The following is a 19,717-nucleotide window of genomic DNA, read 5'->3' as shown; positions in this document are numbered from 1 at the left end:
TAGGTGCGGAGAGGGCTGCTCCACCGACATCCAGCATCTGACCTGCACGGATACAACGTGCCCCCGGCAGGATTCGAACCTGCGACACCCGCTTTAGGAGAGCGGTGCTCTATCCCCTGAGCTACGAGGGCGGGGACGGCGAGAACCCCGGCGCAGGGCCCCGTGTGACCCTGCTGCTGGCCTGATCGCCGGGGGCGAGCCTACCGCGATGCCGCGCGCAACTCCTACCCTGAGGGTATGCGGCTCCTCTTCCCGCACGGCACCGTGTTCGAGGCATGGGCGACAATCGCCGCCCAGCTCCACGAATACTCCACAGGTGGTCATCAGCTCGACGACCGGATCGAGACCATCGCGGCGGACGCCCTCGCCGAATGCTGATCACTCGCCGAGCCCGGCCGGGTCCGTGTCTGTCCGGTTCGCTCATCGACACTGGTTAACCTGGCACGGTGAACCAACCTGTCGACGTCCCGGGACCCAGCGTCGACGCGACCCCGGACCGCAGGCACCGCGCTGCCATGGAGTCGGCACAGGACCGCTGGCGGGCAGAGCTCGTGGACCTCGGCGGCCGCAACAGCCTCATGTGGCACCGGGAGCTGCCCACCGGCACGATCGACCTGACGGTGGCCCACCCGGGCGGGGTCGCCAAGCTGCTGGCGGGGCACAACACCCTGCTGTCCGAGCTGGTGCGCGAGTCCGTCGCTCTGGCCGAGGCGCGCCGGCGGGTGTCGGCCATCCGGGCCAAGGGGGTCGAGCTGCAGCGCGAGTACGGCATGAGCACCCTGTTCCTTGCCGTCGGCATGGCGTCCTGGCAGTTGCCCCGTGCTCCCATCCCTCCGCGTGCACCAGTGCTGCTGCGTGGCGCCCGGATCCGTCCGACGGACGCCTCGCGCCGCGACTTCGTCCTGCGCCTGGACTCCGACGTCGTGCTCAACCCGGCTCTCGAGCACTACCTGCGTGCGGAACGAGGGCTGGAGCTGGACGGTCACGAGCTGGCGCGGGCCAGCAACGGACGGCATGGCTTCGACCCGCGTCCCACCTACGACCGGCTCGAGGCGATCTGCGCCGGCGTGCCAGAGTTCGGCATCGGTCCGCAGCTGGTGCTCAGCACCTATCCGCTGGCCAAGCTTCCCCTGATCGCGGAGCTGTCGGGGTCGGCCGACGCGCTCACCCGCCACCCGTTGCTGGTGGCAATGGCCGCGAGTTACCCAGACGCCGAGGAGGCCCACGCTCCGGGGGAGCCGTCGCCACCGGCGGGGGAAGTCGATGCTGCCGAGGAACAGCCGCCACCAGCGGGGGAAGTCGATGCTGCCCAGGAGGAGTCGACACCGGCGGGTGAGGCCGACGGTGCCGAGGAACAGTCGCCACCGGCGGGGGAAGTCGATGCTGCCGAGGAACTGCCGCCACCGGCGGGCCACGCCACGACGGTCCTGGAGGCCGACCGCCCGCAGCGCGCGGTCCTCGACCTGCTGGCTCGTGGCAGGTCGGTCGTGCTGGACGCCGAGCCGGGCACCGGACGCACCCAGACCATCGTCAACGCGGTGGCGGACGCCGTCGCCCGCGGAGGCTCGGTGCTGGTCGCGGCGGAGCACCGCCGGGCGCTCGAGGATGTGCACGAACGGCTGCGCGGCATCGGGCTGGGAGAGCTGGTGCTCGAGGTCAGGGAGACTCCTGCCGCGGCCCGCCGCGCCGGGGCAGAGCTCGTCGACGCCCTGGACAGGCACCAGGCCGCGGCCAGCTCCACGGAACCGGCTGCTGAGGGAAGCGTTGCCGACGACCACCCCGCAACCGCCGAGGGCGACCCGGTCGAGGTGCTCCGGGCGCACGAGGAGCACCTGCACGGTCGGCACGAGCCCTGGGGGGTCTCCCTCGCCGAGACCCAGGACGTGCTGACCCGCCTCGCCGCTCTGCCCCAGCCGCCGGCGTCGCACGTGCGGCTCGAGCCGGACGTGCTCGCCGGGCTGACCCGCGAGGGCATGGACGAGGTCCGGGCCGCCCTCACCCGTGCCGTGGCCGCGGGAGCCTGGAAGCGGCGGGGTGAGGACCCGTGGTTCGGTGCGCAGATCAGCACCGAGCCCGAGGCCGAGCGAGCGGCAGCCATCGTCAACGACCTGGTCAGTGGGCGGTTCACCCAGGCCCGCGAGGACCTCGTCGCCCTCGCCCGGTCCGCGGGTCTGCCGGCCCCCACCAACCTCCAGCAGTGGACGAGCACCTTCGACCTGCTGCGCAGGGTCCGGGACACCCTGGATGTCTTCACGCCCGAGGTCTACGAGGCACCCCTCGATGACCTCGTGCGGGGCACCACCAAGCATCCCCGAGGCAGTGGCGACAAGCTGCCGGCGATGACGAGGAGCAGGCTGCGCCGTCAGGCACGGGCCCTCCTGCGTCCAGGAACGCCGCCGCCGGACCTCGCCGAGCGCCTGGCGCACGCCCGCGCCGAACGGACCGAGTGGGAGTCCCTGGCCGGACGTGCGGCCCGTCCGAGCACTCCGCGCGGCTGGGAGGAGGCTGCCGACGAGTATGCGGCGATCCACCGTGACCTCGAGTGGCTCGCAGGAGCGCTGGCCGGCACGGCGCACGGGCGGGATCTGGAGACCACCCACCTCGACCTCCTGCTGGAACGCCTGGTGCGCCTGGACGCCCACACCGACCGGCTGCCGGTCGTGGCCGCGGTCCATGCGGACCTCCAGCCACTGCGCGACCGCGGGTTGGGCCGACTGGTCGACGACCTGGCACGGCGCGGAGTGCAGGCCGAGCACGTCGAGGCCGAGGCCGACCTCGTCTTCTGGGCCTCCGTGCACGACCGGCTGACCGCCGAGGCGTCGCACGCGACCAGTGCCGAGCTGCGCAAGGCGCTGGTCGACCTGGACACCCGGGAGCGGGCGCGCGCGGACACGGCTCGGAGGAGGGTGCTCGCCGCGGCGCGGGAGCGCGTCGATGCGGTCCTCGTTGAGCACCCCGAGCAGGCCGACGCCCTGCGGAGCATCGTCGATGCCGGTCCACCGCTGTTGCTGCTCGACCTGATCAGCGCGGCACCTGATCTCGTGCGTGCCCTGCGACCCTGTTGGCTGGCCAGTCCGCTCACCGTTCCGGCCACGATCCCGAGCGACACCGAGCTCGACCTCGTCGTCCTCGACGAGAGCCACCGCATCCCGCTCGCGCACGCGGTGCCCTCCCTCGCCCGGGCAGCCAGCGTGCTGGTCGTGGGCGACTCCGGGGGCCTGCCCGGCCTGCCGTTTGTCGGGGTCGTTGACGAGCAGCAGGCCGAGCGGGACCAACGCGGGGAGACGGTGCACGCCGCCGCCGTGCGCGTGCTGCCGGTCCGGAGCCTGGACACCCACTACCGGGCGCTGGACCAGCGCATGGTGCCACGTCGCCGCGGCTCCCGCGTCGAGGGCTTCCCGGGTGTCCTGCGCCAGTCCCGGATCGCGGTCGTCGAGGTCCCGGAGCGTGAGGAGCTTGTCGGCCGGGTCGTCGACACCGTGCTGGATCACGCCCGGCGCAGTCCCCGGCACTCGTTGGGGGTCCTCGTGGACGACGTCGAGGTGGTCGCCCAGATCGAGGAGGAGCTGTGGGCGCGCGTCGCGCAGGAGGCGGACCTCATCGGTTCCTTCCGCGAGGACGTCGCGGAGCCCTTCCTCGTCGGCACCGTCGAGCGCGCCGCCGGTGATGTGCGCGACCGCGTCGTGCTCGTGCTCACCGGCCGGACGGACCTGTCCGAGGCGTGGGCAGCGACCGCGCTCAGCACCGCCCGGCGGTCCGTTGTCGTGCTGCTCGACCGGCCCCCGGCAGAGCTCACCGGCTCGCCCGGCGCCGATCTGCTGCGGGAGACCATGACCCGGGCCGCTGCCGACCCGGAGGCTCCCGGCGACCAGAGCCCGGCGGACCCAGCCGGTGCGGCCCTGGTGGCGGACCTGGCGGCCCGCCTCCGTGCCGAGCACCTGACGGTGCGGCCAGGGTTCGGCAGAGGCCCCCACCGGATCGAGCTCGCCGTCGACGACCCTGATGATCCGGGTCGGCCGCTCCTGGCGATCGACAGCGACGCACGGCCGGAGGCAGGCGGACTGGACCCGGACCGTCTCCGCACCCGGTCCCTGCACCTGCAACGACTGGGCTGGACGCCGGTGCAGGTGTGGACGACCGATGTGTTCCGCGATCCGGCGCGGGAGGTCGCGCGGATCGTTGACGTGGCCCGTCGCGCGTCCGCGAACCGGCGGCGATGACCGAGGACGAGGCTCCCCAGCGCCGGCGTCGGCACCGCAGGGTGGTGGCCCCGGCCACCAACGCGCGACCCGAGGACTCCCCGGACTTCACCGAGCCCCGCCACGATCTCGACGAGGGCGACCATGCCGTCGCTGACGGTGCGCAGGAGGTGGGGAGCGATGACTGGTGGCGCGCCCAGCGTCCGCCCCACTGGGGTTAGCCGGCTGCCCGACCGGCCGGGCACCACACAGAGAACCGGCCACGGCGTTCGGATGAACGCCGTGGCCGGTTCCGTGGTGCCAGGGTGGTGCTCCGTCGAGAGGTGGTCAGCGGTTCTCGCGGGCCAGGAGGTCGCGGATCTCGGTGAGGAGGACGACGTCCTCGGCGGGAGCGGCCTCCTCCTCCTTGCCGAAGCCCATCCGCTCGTTGACCTTGTTCATCGGGACGACGATGACGAAGTAGACCACCGCGGCGGTGAGCAGGAAGACGATCAGCGCGTTGATGATCGCGGCGAAGTCCATGTAGGTCGCCGGGTTGCCGCTGATGATGTGGAAGCCGAGGCCGCTGGCCTCTGCACCACCCATCGCGTTGAGCAGCGGCGTGATCAGGCTGGAGACGACCACGTCAACGACCGCGGCGAACGCCGTGCCGATGACCACCGCGACCGCGAGGTCGACGATGTTGCCCCGCATGATGAAATCCTTGAATCCCTGAATCATGATTCCTCCGGTTCTTCCACCCAGTGCGGGTGTCGTGATGCCAATGAATCCTGAGCCGCCTTTGGCGCAGGGCGAGCAGACAATAGCGCACTGAGGCAACGGATCCCACTCTGTGGAGCCGAATGTCGAGAACCCGAAGTGACGATCGGGTAACCGCGCAGCGGACTCCAGCGGACGGTGACGGCGAGGCGGACCGCCGTGGTTCTGGGGGAGCGCCGGGTCGTCCGCACGTCGCAGGACGACGGTGGGGCGGGCCCCTCTCAGCGGCGCAGGACGACCGTGAGGCCTGCCCCGGGGACGTCCCGGCCGCCTGCCACGGCCAGGCTGCTCGCGTCCTCGGGGGTCACCGCCACGAGGAAGCCCAACGCCCCGTCGCTGTCCGCCGGCGACACCTGTCGGACCACCACGACGTCCTCGGCGAGAACCGTCCCGTCCACCGTGGTCAGGACGTCCACCCGGCTCCCGGGCCGCAGCACCCCGGCGAGGTCCGGACGGGTCAGGGGCAGGTGCGCCAGCACCAGGTCGGGGTCCAGCCCCTCGAGGGGGCCGTCCGGGGCCACCCGCAGGTCGGTGAGGATCTCCCCGGCCCGCAGCGGAGCGGTCGTCACCGCGCCGTGCGCCGAGTCGGCGTCGGTGAGGGCCCCTCTGGGCACCAGGTCAGCGGGCACGTGCACGGCGCGCACCGTGTCCGGAGTCAGCTCCGCCCCGACGGCCACATCCGCACCGGCGACGAGCACCAGCGGGCCGGGATCGGGTGGCGGGGGCGCGAGGGCCGAGGTCGCGGCATACACCGCGCCACCGAGGATCAGTGCCGCGGCGGTCTTGCGGGCAACACCCCGTCGCCACACCGAGCGACGATCGCGCCCGCGCAGCAGGAGTCGTGTGGGTCTGGACACCCGGCCACGCTAGGCGGCGGGTCAGGCGCTGGCTGCTGCCTTCGAGGAGCCTGTGGACGCGGAGCTGCCCGAGGACCCACCTGTGGAGGACGAGGAGCCCGCACCGCCGGAACCGCCGCTCGAGGACGAACCGCTGGAGGACGAACCGGTCGATGACCCACCGGTCGAGGAGCCGCCGGACGCGGAGTCGGCGGCTGTCTTGGCGGGGGACGGGGGGACCGAGCCGTTACGCGAGTCGGTCCGGTAGAACCCCGACCCCTTGAAGACGACGCCGACGGATCCGTAGCGCTTGCGCAGCGTCCCGCCGCACTCGGCGCACACGGTCAGGGCGTCGTCGCTGAAGGCCTGCTGGATGTCGAAGGCGTTGTCGCATTCCTTGCAGGCATAGGAGTAGGTCGGCACGGTGCACGATTGTACGTGGGTTGCGCCGAAGCACCGATTCGGTGGCTTACGCTCGGAGCGTGCCCCGAAGTCTCCTGCGCCGCGTCGTCGTCCCCCTAGCCGCGGCGCTGGTGCTGGTGATGGTGGCCGCGGGCGTCCTCGGCGTCGGGCTGGTGCGCCGGTCCTTCCCCCAGGTGGACGGCGAGCTGAGCATGCCCGGCCTGTCCGGGGAGGTCGAGGTCCTGCGGGACGCGCGGGGCGTGACGCACATCTACGCCGACACCGCCGAGGACCTGTTCCGGGCTCAGGGGTTCACCGCGGCCCAGGACCGCTTCTTCCAGATGGACCTGCGACGCCACGTCACGGCCGGCCGGTTGTCCGAGCTGGTCGGTGAGCCCGGCCTGGAGACCGACAAGGTCATCCGGACCATGGGTTGGCGACGGGTCGCCGAGCAGGAGCTCCCCATGCTGGATGCGACCACCCGGCGCTACCTGTCCTCCTACACGGCGGGGGTCAACGCCTACCTCGACCAGCACGGCTCGCCCTCCCAGGTGGCGCTGGAGTACGTCGTGCTCGGGCAGACCGTTCCGGACTACCGGATCCGGCCGTGGGACGACGTGGACTCCCTGGCCTGGCTCAAGGCGATGGCCTGGGACCTGCGGGGCAACTACGAGGACGAGCTGGCGCGGGCCCGGCTGGTCGGCGAGATCTCCCGCGGTCAGCTGCGGTCGCTGTATCCCGAGTACCCCGCAGAGACCCACGCCCCGATGCTCTCGGAGGACGAGTGGGAGCCGCCGGTGACACCGGAGGTCGACCAGGGCAGCCGCGGCGGCGCCGCGCCGGCTGTGCCCGGCCCGGCAGCCACTCTCCCGAGCACCCCCGGTGGTGGCGCGGACCCGGCCGCTGTCGCCGCGGCATACGGCAGCACCCTCAGCGCCCTCGACGCGGTGCCCCACCTGCTCGGCGAGGGGTCTGGCATCGGGTCGAACTCCTGGGTCGTCTCCGGAGAGCACACCGAGTCCGGGATGCCGCTGCTGGCCAACGACCCGCACCTCGGCGTGACCCAGCCGGGCATCTGGATGCAGGTCGGGCTGCACTGCCGGGAGGTGAGCCAGGCCTGCCCCTTCGACGTCACGGGCTACACCTTCGCCGGCTTCCCCGGCGTGATCATCGGCCACAACAACGACATCGCCTGGGGCTTCACCAACCTCGACCCGGACGTCACCGACTTCTACCTCGAGGAGATCAACGACGACAACCAGGTCCGGCGGGGAGCGGCCTGGGAGCCCCTGGAGTCACGGACCGAGGTGATCCGGGTCGCCGGCGGCGAGGACGTGTCGATCACCGTGCGGGAGTCCCGGCACGGGCCGATCATGTCCGATGTGCTGGACGGCGTCCGGTCGGCAGGGCAGACGGCTCCCATCAACGGGGTCGAGAGCCTCACCTCCTACGACGTGTCGATGGCGTGGACCGGGCTGGAGCGCAGCCGCACCGCCGACGCGGTCTTCCTGCTCAACACCGCGACGGACTGGGAGTCCTTCCGCGCCGCTGCACGCAAGTTCGCGGTGCCCAGCCAGAACCTCGTCTATGCCGACACGCAGGGCAACATCGGCTACCAGGCACCCGGTCTGGTCCCGATCCGCGAGACGAGCACCAACGGGGAGCCGCCCGGGTTCTACCCCGCGCAGGGCTGGCTGCCGGCCTACGACTGGAAGGGCTGGGTGCCGTTCAGCCAGATGCCCTCCGCCCTCAACCCGGCCGACGGCGTCATCGTCACGGCCAACCAGCCCGTGGTCGAGGGTAGCCGCCCCTTCCTGACGAGTGAGGCCGACCGGGGCTACCGGTCGCAGCGGATCCTCGACCTCCTCGAGGAGAAGATGGCGCAGGGCCCGCTCACCGTCGAGGACATGCGGGAGATCCAGGGAGACACCTACAACAGCTTCGCCGAGGTGCTCGTCCCGGCGCTGCTGGAGGTGGAGGTGCCCAACTCGGACTTCTACCGTGAGCCGCAGCAGATGCTCGCCGACTGGGACCACACCGCCCCGGTGGACGGCGAGCAGTCCGCGGCCGCGATGTACTACTACGCGGTCTGGGCCAACATCCTGGACCTGACCTTCGACGACGAGCTGCCCGCGGACCTGTCCGCTGACGGCAACTCCCGGTGGATGCTCGTCGTGACCAACCTGCTGGAGCGGCCCGAGGACGACTGGTGGGACGACCAGCGCACCGCCGGCGTGGTCGAGACCCGGGACGAGATCCTGCGCCAGGCGATGATCAACGCACGGCTCGAGCTGACCAGGCGCAGCAGCAAGGAGCCCGCGGCGTGGCGGTGGGGTGAGCTGCACAACGTGCCCCTGCGGCACGAGGTGCTGGGCGGCGCCGACCTCCCGGGCCTGGTCCTGTGGGCCTTCAACGACGGCCCCTACCCCGTGGCCGGCGGCTCGGCGCTGGTCAACGCGTTCAACTGGGAGGCCGGTTCCAACAGCTACCGGGTCACCTCCGGCCCGTCGATGCGCATGGTGGTCGACCTCGCCGACCTGGACGCCTCGACCTGGGTCAACCAGGGAGGCAACTCCGGCCACCCGTTCCACCCCAACTACAACGACCAGACCGAGTCGTGGCTCGCCAACGAGACCTATCCGTGGCCGCACAGCCGCCGGGCGGTCGAGGAGAGCGCCATCCACACACTGACCCTCAGCCCGTAGGGCCCGGTCAGCGCAGGCGGGTGACTCCCGCGGTGGTCAGCACCGCGTCCACCGGTATGTCGTGAGGCCCGTGCGGCACGACCCCCTCCGGCCCGGCGGGGGTGCCGTCCGGCAGCTCGTGGTCGTGCAGGGCGACGATGACCGGCACCCCGGGACGGACCAGCGGCAGGGCACGGTCGTAGTAGCCTCCGCCCTGCCCGAGCCGGTGTCCGGTGCGGTCGACGGCCAGGCCCGGGATCAGCGCGATGTCGACGTCGCCCAGCGCGTCGGGGCCCCACTCCGTGCCGTCCGGCGCGGAGGCGAGGACCCAGTGCAGCCGCCGGCCCTCCCGGACCGTCACCGGCAGCAGCACCCGCAGGCCGGCGTCCTGGGCGGCGCGGACCAGCTCATCGACCGGGGGCTCGGTGGCCATCGGGTCGAAGGCGGTCACCGTCAGACCGGTGAGGTCCGCGCGACCCAGCCCCGCGGCATACTCCCGGGCCCAGGTGAGGAACGCCTCGGCGAGCCCGGCAGCCTGTGCGCGCCGTCCCTCCGGCCCCTGGCCGTCCACCACCTCGCGACGCCGGGCGCGCACCCGCGCGCGTGCTTCCTTCTTGGCCGCCGCCCGGTCTTCCATCCAGGCATTGTCCCCGACCTGACCCGGCCCGTCACCGCCAGTAGTGTTGGGGGGCATGAGCGAGCCCACACCGCGCCCGCGCAAGGCAGTCATCCCGGTCGCCGGCCTCGGCACCAGGTTCCTGCCAGCGACCAAGGCCGTGCCGAAGGAACTCCTGCCGGTCGTCGACCGCCCCGCGATCGAGTACATCGTCGAGGAGGCCGTCCGCGCGGGACTGTCCGACGTGCTGATGATCACCGGGCGCGGCAAGGGGGCCATCGAGGACCACTTCGACGGGCACCCCGAGATCGAGCGGGCGCTGGAGGCCAAGGGCGACCAGGAGCGGTTGGACCGGGTCAGCGCCAGCACCGACACCGAGGTGCACTTCGTGCGGCAGGGGGTGCCCAAGGGGCTGGGCCACGCGGTGCTGTGCGGCCGCTCGCACGTCGGCGACGAGCCCTTCGCGGTGCTCCTCGGCGACGACATGATCGACGCCAGGGACCACCTGCTGGAGCAGATGATCGAGGTCCAGGCCGAGCGGGGCGGCTCGGTCGTCGCGCTGATGGAGGTGCCGGCCGACCAGGTCGACAAGTATGGCTGCGCCGCCATCGACCCCGCCGACGAGGGCCGGGACGTCGTCCGGGTCACCGGGCTGGTGGAGAAGCCCACGGTCGAGGAGGCCCCCTCCAACCTCGCCGTGATCGGCCGCTACGTGCTGCACCCGAGGGTCTTCGACGTGCTGGAGCACACCGAGCCGGGTCGGGGCGGGGAGATCCAGCTGACCGACGCCCTGCTCGAGCTCGCAGGAGCCGAGGGCGAGGGCTCCGGCATGACGGGGGTCGTGTTCCGTGGCCGGCGCTATGACACCGGGGACCGGCTCGACTACCTCAAGGCCGTCGTCCGGCTCGGGCGGGAGCACCCCGAGCTCGGCGCCGACTTCAGCGAGTGGCTGGACGACCTCGTGCGGGCGGACGCGCCGTGACCACGGTCGCCGAGCACCTGGAGTCCGTGCTGGCCGAGATCGTGCCGGTCGAGGCGGTGACCGTGCCGCTGGCCCAGGCGCACGGGCTCGTGCTGGTCCAGGACGTGACCAGCCCCGTGGACCTGCCCCGCTTCGCCAACTCGGCGATGGACGGGTATGCCGTGCGGGCCGAGGAGGTCTCCGGCGCCTCGCCCGAGCAGCCCCAGCTGGTGCCGGTGCTCGGCGACATCCCGGCGGGCGACGGCACCGCGCACACCCACCGCACGGGGCACGCCTGGCGCATCCTCACCGGCGCGCCCGTGCCCGAGGGTGCCGACGCGGTCGTGCGCCTGGAGGACACCGACGGCCACCCGCGGGAGGTCATGGTCAGGCACGCCGTCGAGCCCGGGGCCAACATCCGGTCGGCCGGGGAGGACGTGCGCGCCGGCGAGGTCATCCTCCCCGCCGGCACCCGCATCGGCCCCGCCCAGCTCGCGGTCCTCGCCTCCGCGGGGGTGCCGGAGGTGACCGTCACCGGCCCGGTCCGGGTGGTGGTGCTGTCGACCGGGGATGAGCTGGTGCCGGTGGGGGAGCCGATCCGCCCCGGGCAGATCCACGACTCCAACGGCCCGATGCTCGCCGCCCTGGTCCGCGCCGCGGGACACTACGCCGTGCACGCCGGGCACCTGCCCGACGACGAGAAGGTCATCAGGGCCGAGCTCGACCACCACCTCGACCACGCCGACCTGGTGATCACCAGCGGAGGCGTCAGCAAGGGTGGCTCCTACGACGCGGTCCGGGAGGTCCTGACGGGCAGCGGATCGATGGTCTTCCGCGAGGTCGGCATGCAGCCCGGCAAGCCGCAGGGCTTCGGCCTGCTGGGTCGGCGCAAGGTCCCGGTGTTCACCCTGCCCGGCAACCCGGTCAGCGTGCTGGTGAGCTTCGAGGTGTTCGTGCGGCCGGCGCTGGCCCGTCGCGCCGGTCAGCGCTACGAACCCGTCACCGTGCCCGCCCTGGTGCTCGACGGCTGGTCCTCCCCGGAGGGGCGCCAGCAGTACCACCGGGTGCGGCTGCACCGGGACACCAGCGGCGCGTATGCCGCGGAGCCGGTCGGCGGGCCGGGCTCGCACCTCGTGGGTGGCCTGGCCGCCGCCGACGGCCTGGCCGTCATCCCGGCAGAGGTCACCGAGGTGGCCACCGGCTCGGAGGTGCCGGTGCTGCCGTTGCGCCCGCTGTGGGAGATCGAGGGCCGACTCGGCGGTGAGCAGCCGGACGGTCCGGACAGCGCTGCCGCCGGCCCCGGTCGCGGCAGGCACCGGGAGAACGCGTGACCGAGCCGCTGCGCCACCTGCGGGCCGACGGCACGGCGCACATGGTGGACATCAGCCACAAGGAGGTCACCGCGCGCGAGGCGACCGCCACCGGTCGGGTGCGCCTGACCGCGGAGGCCGTCCGCGCGCTGCGGGAGGGGACCGCCCCCAAGGGTGACGCGCTCGGCGTCGCCCGGCTGGCCGGCATACAGGCTGCCAAGAAGACGCCCGACCTGGTCCCGCTCGCCCACCCCGTCGCCGTGCACGCCGTCGAGGTGGACCTGACCGTGGTGGAGGACGGCGTGGAGATCCGGGCTACCGTCCGGACCGCGGACCGCACGGGCATCGAGATGGAGGCGCTGACCTGCGTCACCGTCGCCGCGCTCGCGATGGTCGACATGATCAAGGCCGTGGACAGGATGGCCGTCATCACCGACGTGATGGTCGTCGCCAAGTCCGGCGGACGCTCCGGCGACTGGACCCGACCGTCGTGATGAGGTGGCCCGTCCGGCTGCGGGAGGTGCGCACGGACGGAACGGAGATCGTGCTGCGCCCGCTGTCCCGCCACGACCGTGCCCGCTGGCTGCAGATGCGTGCCGAGAACGTCGACTGGCTGCGACCGTGGGAGGCGACCGTGCCGACCGGGCCGGAGACGCCCATCGGCTTCACCCGGCTCCGGCGGGTCCTGGACCGCGCGGCGCGGGAGGGGCGGTTGCTGCCGTTCGTGATCGAGGTCGACGGGCTGCTCGTGGGGCAGATGCAGCTGTTCGACATCGCGTGGGGGACACGCTGGACGGCATCGGCGGGCTACTGGCTGGACCAGCACGCCACCGGTCGGGGGCTGGCGGCCTGGTCGCTGGCGATGCTGATCGACCACGCCCTGCACGACGTGGGACTGCACCGCGTGGAGGTCGCGATCCGGCCGGAGAACACCGCGAGCCTGGCCGTCGCCCGCCGGCTGGGGCTGCCGGACGAGGGCTTCCGCGCCGGGCTGGTGCACGTCGACGGCGCCTGGCGCGACCACGTGGAGTTCGCCCTCACGGCCGAGCAGCTGGGATCCGAGCGACTGGTGGACCGGCTGCGCCGGGCGGAGCGGTCGGGGGCCGTCTGAGGCGGAGCGCGGCTCGTGTCGCCCCCGCACCGTCAGTCACACCCGTCACTTCCGCGACACGCAACAGAACTCCCGGGTAACGGCTGGTCGGCTACCTAGAGTTCAGGTGTGCCCAACAGTCTGATCTTCGTGGTCATCCTCGCGGTGTGGGCTGCCTATCTCATCCAGCACTGGATCCGTCGTCGGGACCATGTCGCCACCGCCAAGTCGGTCGACCGGTTCTCCGAGGCGATGCGCGTCCTGGAGCGTCGGCAGAGCATGCCGCGCGCTGACATCTCCGCGCCCTCTCCGCGCTCCTACTCGGTCTCGCTGACCCGTCCGGCACACCCGGACGTGGTCGTGAAGCGGGCACGGCCGAGTGTCCCCGCCGGGGACCGTCGACCCAGCACGCGACGACCGCTCCACCGCTTCCCGGTGACCCAGCGGCGCGCGGCAGCCCTCGCGGCCGGTGCGCTGGCGGCGGTCAGCGGTGTCCTCGTCGCGGCCCTCAGCCCCCTCTCGTGGTGGGTTGCCCTGGCCGGTGTGTCCGGCCTGCTGCTCGCGATCACCTACGTGCGGCACTCCGTCAGTGCGGAGAGCCGCGGCCGCGCGACCTCTCCCGTGCGTCCCGGTCGCTCCCGGTCGGCCTCACCGGTGCGGGCCGGTGCGTCCCGGTCGACCTCTCCGGTGCGGGCCGGCTCCACCCGTCCCGCCTCGAGGAGTGCCGGCGCCGGCGCAGCCCGCGGCGGGTCCACCTCCGTCCGCCCGGCCGCAACCCGACCTGCCGCTGCACGGTCCGCCGCGTCGTCGTCCGTGACCGTCCCCGAGGTGCACGAGGTCGTGCAGCAGGAGACCGTGCCGGCAGCACGGCCCGCCCGCCGCGCCGCCCGGGCCACCGAGCTCTACGACCTGCAGGCCTTCGAGGCGCCGGCCGCGGTTCAGCCGCCGGCCGACCTCGAGCCCGAGGCTCCTGTCGCGGCCACCGAACCCGCGCCTGGCACGTGGGCTCCCGTCCCGGTTCCCCCTCCGACCTACACGCTCAAGGCGCGCGCCCCGCGGCGCGAGCCCGAGCAGGCACGTGACCGCCGGATGAGCACCCAGGTCGAGGACCTGCCCTTCGACGGCCACGCCCTGGCCCTCGACGAGGAGTTCGAGGACCTCCCACCGGTGCACTCGGTCGGCTGACCGGGTGGCGGGCCACCGCCTGCGAGCCGGCGCTCCAACCCCTCAGGTGGCGCGTCGGAGGGTGTCCGTCGTCACCACAGCGACTGGCAGCTCGATGGGCTGTTTGCTGGGGCAGCGCCGTGACCTGCGGGTGTGTTGCGGGCAGCCCACCGGGCCGCGCGAACTGCCAGTCCCCGTGGTGATCGGCAGACCGACTGTCCGGCAGCCCGGTGCCGCCTACTCCAGGGTCCGCAGACGGTCCAGGACCTCCGGGCCGATGGCAGCCGTCCCGCCGAGCACGAAGATCCGACCCGGGTCGAGGCGGTCGAGCTGTGCCCAGGTGGCTCCCGGGATGAGAGCCTCCTTGACCAGCAGCACCGGTGCGTCCGTGGCGCCTGCCCGGGCGGCTCCGGCGAGGGCGTCCGGCCAGTTCTCACCGGTGGCCACGAAGATGTCCTGGGACGTCTCCCAGTCCTTGGCCAGCTCGGCCGCGGTCTCGTAGCGGTTGGCGCCGGCCACCCGGTCCACGGTCCCGTACGCGCCCAGTCTCGTCGCCACCTGCTCGGAGACCGCGCTCGTGCCGCCGAGCACGACGATGCGCTCCGGCCCGAGCCGTTCCAGCTGGGCGACGGTGGCCTGGGGCACGGCGTCCGGCTTGACCAGGAGCACCGGCGCGTCGACGGAGGCGGCCCGCGCCGCACCGGCCAGCGCGTCGGGGTAGTCCAGCCCGGTCGCGACGTAGACGACCTCGGAGGCCGCGAACTCGCCGGCGATCAGCGCTGCGGTGTCGTAGCGCGAGCTGCCCGCGTGACGGGTGAAGGAGGCCTCGGGCAGGAAGGCCCGCAGCTCCTGCTCCACGTCGTCGGAGACGGCCGCGTCGCCGCCCACGATGACCACGTTCGCCGGTGCCAGCCGGTCCAGCTCGATCCTGGTCACCGCCGGGACCGCGGAGGGCTTGACCAGCAGCACCGGTCCCTCCAGGCTCCCGGCGCGGGCCGCCGCGGCGAGCGCGTCGGGGAAGCCGGCACCGGTCGCGACGAAGACCGTGTCAACGCCCGGGGCGAACTGGTGGGCGATCCGCGCGGCGGTGTCATAACGGTCCACGCCGGCGACCCGCAGCACCTCCGGGGGCACGGGCTCGGGGTTCTCCTGGCACTCCTCGTCGAGCATCGAGAAGTCCTGGACCACCGTCCCGCCGCGGATGAGATCCACCAGGTGGGTGTCCGGGCGGTAGCCCTCGAGCAGCGCCGTCATCCGGAGCTGACCGATCTGCGTGTTGATCCACCGGGCGTAGATGCCCTCGTGGTCGGTGTGGATGACCCAGCCGTCGCCGACGTCGCGCACCGGGGCGACGTCGATGGTGATGCTGTCACCGGCGACCTGACCGCCCGCGCAGTCCTCCAGGTATGCCGTGCCCGTCACCTTGCCCCACGTCAGGGGTGGGGTGACGTTCATGGTCACGTCCACCGGGGCGGGCCGCTCCGGGACGTTCGCCGCGATGCCGACGCCGGCCGTGTAGGTGCCGGGCTGGCTGACCGCGGAGCTGTCCGTGGTCACGGTGACCGTCACGCTCTCACCGGGCTCGAGCACGGCCTCGGTGAGGTCGAGGGAGAGCCACTCGACGTCGGCCCCGCCCTCGGCGCAGATGTCGAAACCGGGCAGCAGCTCGGCGGAGTCGGTGGGCACGAACCCGCCGAGGTCGCCGCCCACGCGGGCGAAGCCACAGGCCCCGCCGCCGCGGTAGACCGCCTCGTTGGCGTTCGGCAGGGCCGACCAGCTGTCGCCGGCCGGGTCGTAGGCCCACGAGGCGTTGGTGACCATGCCCTCCTGGATGCCACCGACGACGAGCAGCTGGTCGTTGGCTGTTGCGGCGGCGGCGCCCCACCCGGCGACCGGCGCGTCAGCGAGCTCGGACCAGGTGTCCGCCGCGGGGTCGTAGAAGTGTGTCGCGTCGAGCTCGGCCTCGCCGTCGTCGACACCGCCGGCGCAGACGATGCCGCCGTCGATCCCGCCACAGGCGGGGAAGGCCATCGTGCTCGGTGCCGGTGCGGACTCGGTCCAGCTGTCCGCGGCCGGGTCATAGGCCTGCACCGTGCTGACGATCGGGAAGCACCCGCCGGTGGTGCAGCCGCCGATGGAGTAGACGAGGCCGTCGGCCACGGCCACCCCCATCGAGGACACGGGGGTCGGCATCGGCGCACCGGCGGTCCAGGTGTCGCTGGCCGGGTCGTAGATCCACGTGTCGGACGTCGGGTCACCGTTCTGCCAGCCGCCGGCGACGACGATCTGACCGTCGACCACCGCGGCCACCGGCAGCTGGGCCGGTGCCGGGAGCGCGGCCACCTCGACCCAGGTCAGTGCCGCCGCGTCGTAGCGGAAGACGTGGGAGAAGGACTCCATCCCGTCCGTGCCGCCGATGGAGTACCACGTGCCGTCGAGGGAGACCACGCGGTTGTCGAGCAGGGGAACCGGCAGCGGTGCCAGGTCGGTCCACGGCTCCTCGGCGGTGCGCGGCGGGAGCGCCGTGACCGCGTCGGGACGTGCCCTGTCGGCATATGCGCTCACCGAGTGGTCGACCTCGCGACGCACGAGCGGTGCGCCGCTGGAGTCCGCCACCTCGTCGGCTCCCAGGGTGCTGCCGTCCGCACGGAGGATCTCGAAGTCACCCGTGCGCTCGCTGAAGGCGAGCTCCGCCGTCCCCGTGCCGGTGTTGGTGACCGTCACCTCGGACGTGTCGGAGCCGCCCAGCACGACCGTGGTCTCGATCGCGGTGGGGTCGACCTCGAGCACGCCGGCACCGAGCACGAAGTCTGCCCGGGCGACCCCGCCAGCGGCCACCGCGACGTCCTGCTGGTCGGTCCCGTGGTTGCGGGCGGTCGCCTCGAACGCGTGCGTGCCGGTGAGGTCGGAGTGCAGCCAGTAGAAGCCGTCCTCCAGGCCCTCGTCCTCCGGGGTCGCCCGCGTGGTCCCGGCGTCGCCCGGGTTGTCCAGCGACGTCACCCTCGCGCCGACGATGCCGGCGCCCTCCTGGTCGTCCTGGACGTAGCCCACGACGAGCCCGCCGCCGGTGGGCTCACAGGTCCGGCTGCCGACGAAGACGTCGTCCACCTGCCACCACAGGTCCCACTCGGCCTGGTAGCGGAAGCGCACCTGGATCTCGGTGGTGCCGGCGGACTGCCCGGTGAGGTCCAGGATGACCTCCTCGATGCCAAAGCTGGTGCGCTCCCAGACCGGCTCCCAGGTGGTGCCGCCGTCGGTGGTCAGCTCCACGGCCGCCGACCCGGCACCGAACGTATCGAAGTAGGACTTGAACACCAGCGTCCGGTTCTCCAGCGTGCTCACGTCGACCACCGGTGACACGAGCACGGCGTCCCAGACCGACTCGGGGTAGAAGTCGCTGTTCGCCACGGCGAAGCCGCCCTCGCCGCCGGTCTGGTTGGGGATGCCCCACGGGTCGATGAACTCCCAGTTGTGGCCGGTGGCGTCCAGGTCCTCCAGCGTCCACCCGTCGGGCAGCTGCTCCTCGTCGAAGGTCTGTGTGAGGCCGTCGAGGACGAGCTCGTAGCCCGGTGCGTTGCAGGTGATCGGGTCGACGCCCAGGGCGAAGTCCTCGGTGGCAGTGATCCCGTCGGTGATGACCACCTCGCGGACCTCGGCCAGGTACCCGGGAAGCTGGGACGTGGCCCTGACGACATGCGTCCCCGCCGGGAGCGTCAGCGTGTAGCCACCGGTCTCCGGGTCGGTGAAGGCCGCGACCCCGGGCTGGCCCTCGACGCTGATCCGCGCATACAGGGGCCAGCCCTGCCCGGAGCCGTCGGTCACCGTGCCGGACAGGGTGCCCGTGGGTGCCGGGGCCAGCGCCACGTCGTGCACAACGGTCTCGTCGAGCGGCACGGTCACGGTCGCGCTGTCCGGGAGGTAGCCGAACCGGCTGATGGTGGCGTCCCAGTCACCGGTGCCGAGCAGCATCCCGTAGGTGCCGTCGGCGGCCGTCGTCGTGGAGCGGGTCCGCTCCCGCACGAAGGTCGCGGTGGCACCGGCGACGGGCTCGTCGGTCGAGGCGTCGGTCACCGTGCCCTCGACCCGGCCGGTGTCACCGATGGGTGCCGTGCCGAGGAGCTCCAGCGCGTCGAGACGGCCCTCTCCGTAGACGTTGTTGTCCTCGGCCGTGCCGCCGCACTGGTCGTCGGGGGTGTCGGTCGCCGAACCGTCGAGCAGCTCCTTGGTGAACGCGGTGTCACCGATCAGGTCGGGAGCGGCCGACCACAGCAGCGCCACCGTGCCGGCGACGTGCGGCGCAGCCATCGACGTGCCGTCGAAGGCCTCGTAGTCCCCGCCGGGCACGGCCGAGCGCACGCCGACGCCGGGAGCTGAGATGTTCGGCTTGGTCTCACCGTCCTGGCCGGCGCCACGGGAGGAGAACCCGGCGATCTGGTTGGCGACGTCGTAGGCGCCGACGGAGTAGTTGATGGTGCGGCTGCCCGGAGAGCCGGAGGTCTCGCAGTCGGGGCCGATGTTGCCGTTGGACCACACGCCGAAGATGCCGGCGGCCTCCCACGCCTGGGCGACGTCCTCCATGAACGGGTCGTTGGACGGGCTCGTGGAGCCCCACGAGTTGTTGATGACGTGGGGACGCATGGCGGGCAGCGGGTTCTCGCCGGCGAGGTCGGTCGGGGCGAGCATCCACTGGCCCGACTCGATGAGAGCAGCGTCGGAGGGGCAGCAACCGTTGGCCGCGATCCAGGTGGCGCCGGGTGCGACGCCGATCTGGTTGGCCCCGCCGTCACTGCCGACCATGGTGCCCATCGTGTGGGTGCCGTGCGCCTCGAAGTCGACGGGCTCGTCCGAGCCGGTCCCGGCCGCGTCGAACCAGTTGTAGTTGTGGTCGAAGGTGCCGTCCCCGTTGTTCCCCCGGTACTGACCGACCAGCGCGGGGTGGGTGTAGTCGACCCCGGTGTCGATATTGGCGATGACCAGGCCCTCGCCGGTGACGCCGAACTCGGACCACACGTCGTCGGCGTTGATGTTGGCGATGCCCCACTCGACGGCACCGGGGGCCAGGTCTGCCTCGCTGACGCGCGGCTCGGGGATGTCGTACTCCGTGGGCAGGTAGACCCCCTCCACCCCGGAGTCCGCGGCCACGGCGGTGAGAAGCGCCTCGTCCCCGCCCCTGACGAGGATCGCGTTGCTGATGAAGAAGGTCTCGAAGTCGGCTCCCGCGCGCTCGAGCGAGGCCCGGACACCGGCCTGGGTGCGGTCCGCGGTGCTGGTCAGCGCGTCGTACACCGCCTGCCCCCTGGCGTCCCAGTCGTCGATGGAGGAGAACGGACCCAGGTCGGGGCGTGCCGCGAACCGGATCAGGACCGTCGCGCGGCCCCGCTCGTCAAGCTCCTCGACCACCTCGGGCCGCAGCTTGTCGGCCGGGTCCGCCGTGGTCGGTGCGTCCGGGAGTGGCGCCGCGGTCGCGCCGGCGCTGCCGCTCGTGGCGCCGGCCGCCACCACGATCCCTGCGACGACGACGGCCAGCCATCGTCGTCCGGTCCTGTTGCCCCGAGCCCCGAGTGTGTGGTGTCGCATGAGTCTGCATCCCCTGTCCCAGCGCCTGCGCCGGAGCCAGTCCCCGACCGACGACGCCTGACTCGAACCTAGGCCCGCACCGCACCCCCCGGCATCGGTGGAAACACCGAGAGAGTGCC

General features: G+C 72.6%; 14 protein-coding genes and 1 tRNA gene. 9 read left to right on the top strand and 6 right to left on the bottom strand.

Annotation, left to right across the window (positions count from 1 at the left end; genetic code table 11):
• Positions 1-58 precede the first annotated feature (58 nt).
• A tRNA-Arg gene (locus tag DA085_RS12820) sits at positions 59-131 on the bottom strand.
• 106 nt (positions 132-237) lie between these two features.
• On the opposite strand from DA085_RS12820, the gene DA085_RS20980 reads away from it, so the two are divergent.
• The 3 genes from DA085_RS20980 to DA085_RS12810 all read left to right on the top strand — a co-directional run bounded on the left by DA085_RS20980 (position 238) and on the right by DA085_RS12810 (position 4,420).
• Positions 238-378: a hypothetical protein gene (locus DA085_RS20980; protein WP_154402194.1), complete on the top strand. Its 141-nt coding sequence runs from the start codon at positions 238-240 to the stop codon at positions 376-378.
• A gap of 68 nt (positions 379-446) precedes the next feature.
• The gene (locus DA085_RS12815; RefSeq protein ID WP_109473378.1) at positions 447-4,220 is read left to right on the top strand and encodes a DUF4011 domain-containing protein; all 3,774 of its coding nucleotides are present in this window, start codon (positions 447-449) and stop codon (positions 4,218-4,220) included.
• Positions 4,217-4,420, top strand: coding sequence for a hypothetical protein (locus DA085_RS12810; RefSeq protein WP_109473377.1), 204 nt, complete (start codon positions 4,217-4,219; stop codon positions 4,418-4,420). The genes DA085_RS12815 and DA085_RS12810 overlap by 4 nt, the downstream gene beginning before the upstream one ends.
• Positions 4,421-4,526: 106 nt before the next feature.
• Here the strand turns inward: DA085_RS12810 and mscL are convergent, their stop codons facing one another.
• The 3 genes from mscL to DA085_RS12795 form a co-directional block, all read right to left on the bottom strand.
• Positions 4,527-4,919, bottom strand: a complete 393-nt coding sequence (mscL, locus tag DA085_RS12805; RefSeq protein ID WP_109473376.1) for a large conductance mechanosensitive channel protein MscL — start codon at positions 4,917-4,919, stop codon at positions 4,527-4,529.
• A 260-nt stretch (positions 4,920-5,179) separates the two neighbouring features.
• Positions 5,180-5,815 (bottom strand): SAF domain-containing protein, encoded by a 636-nt coding sequence (locus DA085_RS12800; RefSeq protein ID WP_109473375.1) that lies wholly within the window; start codon positions 5,813-5,815, stop codon positions 5,180-5,182.
• Between the two features lie 21 nt (positions 5,816-5,836).
• Positions 5,837-6,217, bottom strand: coding sequence for an FmdB family zinc ribbon protein (locus DA085_RS12795; RefSeq protein ID WP_109473374.1), 381 nt, complete (start codon positions 6,215-6,217; stop codon positions 5,837-5,839).
• A gap of 59 nt (positions 6,218-6,276) precedes the next feature.
• Between DA085_RS12795 and DA085_RS12790 the strand changes: the two genes are divergently transcribed.
• Positions 6,277-8,901, top strand: a complete 2,625-nt coding sequence (locus tag DA085_RS12790; protein WP_109473373.1) for a penicillin acylase family protein — start codon at positions 6,277-6,279, stop codon at positions 8,899-8,901.
• 7 nt (positions 8,902-8,908) lie between these two features.
• On the opposite strand, the gene DA085_RS12785 is transcribed toward DA085_RS12790, so the two are convergent.
• Positions 8,909-9,517, bottom strand: coding sequence for a 5-formyltetrahydrofolate cyclo-ligase (locus DA085_RS12785; RefSeq protein ID WP_161958499.1), 609 nt, complete (start codon positions 9,515-9,517; stop codon positions 8,909-8,911).
• Positions 9,518-9,572: 55 nt separating this feature from the next.
• On the opposite strand from DA085_RS12785, the gene DA085_RS12780 reads away from it, so the two are divergent.
• From DA085_RS12780 to DA085_RS12760, 5 genes are all read left to right on the top strand, one after another.
• Positions 9,573-10,478 carry a UTP--glucose-1-phosphate uridylyltransferase gene (locus tag DA085_RS12780; protein WP_109473371.1) on the top strand — a complete coding sequence of 302 codons (906 nt, stop codon included), beginning with the start codon at positions 9,573-9,575 and terminating at the stop codon, positions 10,476-10,478.
• The gene (locus tag DA085_RS12775; protein WP_109473370.1) at positions 10,475-11,788 is read left to right on the top strand and encodes a molybdopterin molybdotransferase MoeA; all 1,314 of its coding nucleotides are present in this window, start codon (positions 10,475-10,477) and stop codon (positions 11,786-11,788) included. Before DA085_RS12780 ends, DA085_RS12775 begins: the two co-directional genes overlap by 4 nt.
• Positions 11,785-12,261, top strand: a complete 477-nt coding sequence (moaC, locus tag DA085_RS12770) for a cyclic pyranopterin monophosphate synthase MoaC (protein ID WP_109473369.1) — start codon at positions 11,785-11,787, stop codon at positions 12,259-12,261. The genes DA085_RS12775 and moaC overlap by 4 nt, the downstream gene beginning before the upstream one ends.
• Positions 12,261-12,878: a GNAT family N-acetyltransferase gene (locus DA085_RS12765; protein WP_109473368.1), complete on the top strand. Its 618-nt coding sequence runs from the start codon at positions 12,261-12,263 to the stop codon at positions 12,876-12,878. Before moaC ends, DA085_RS12765 begins: the two co-directional genes overlap by 1 nt.
• A gap of 108 nt (positions 12,879-12,986) precedes the next feature.
• Complete coding sequence (locus DA085_RS12760) at positions 12,987-14,042, top strand: hypothetical protein (RefSeq protein WP_109473367.1); 1,056 nt, start codon at positions 12,987-12,989, stop codon at positions 14,040-14,042.
• A 216-nt stretch (positions 14,043-14,258) separates the two neighbouring features.
• Here DA085_RS12760 and DA085_RS12755 read toward each other — a convergent pair whose 3' ends face one another.
• Positions 14,259-19,598: a cell wall-binding repeat-containing protein gene (locus tag DA085_RS12755; RefSeq protein WP_109473366.1), complete on the bottom strand. Its 5,340-nt coding sequence runs from the start codon at positions 19,596-19,598 to the stop codon at positions 14,259-14,261.
• Between the last annotated feature and the right edge of the window lie 119 nt (positions 19,599-19,717).

Origin of the sequence: Ornithinimicrobium cavernae (assembly GCF_003121625.1) — a bacterium.
Taxonomy (GTDB): domain Bacteria; phylum Actinomycetota; class Actinomycetes; order Actinomycetales; family Dermatophilaceae; genus Ornithinicoccus; species Ornithinicoccus cavernae.
Note: the sequence above shows the minus strand (reverse complement) of the source record. Positions and strands in the feature narration are given on the sequence as shown.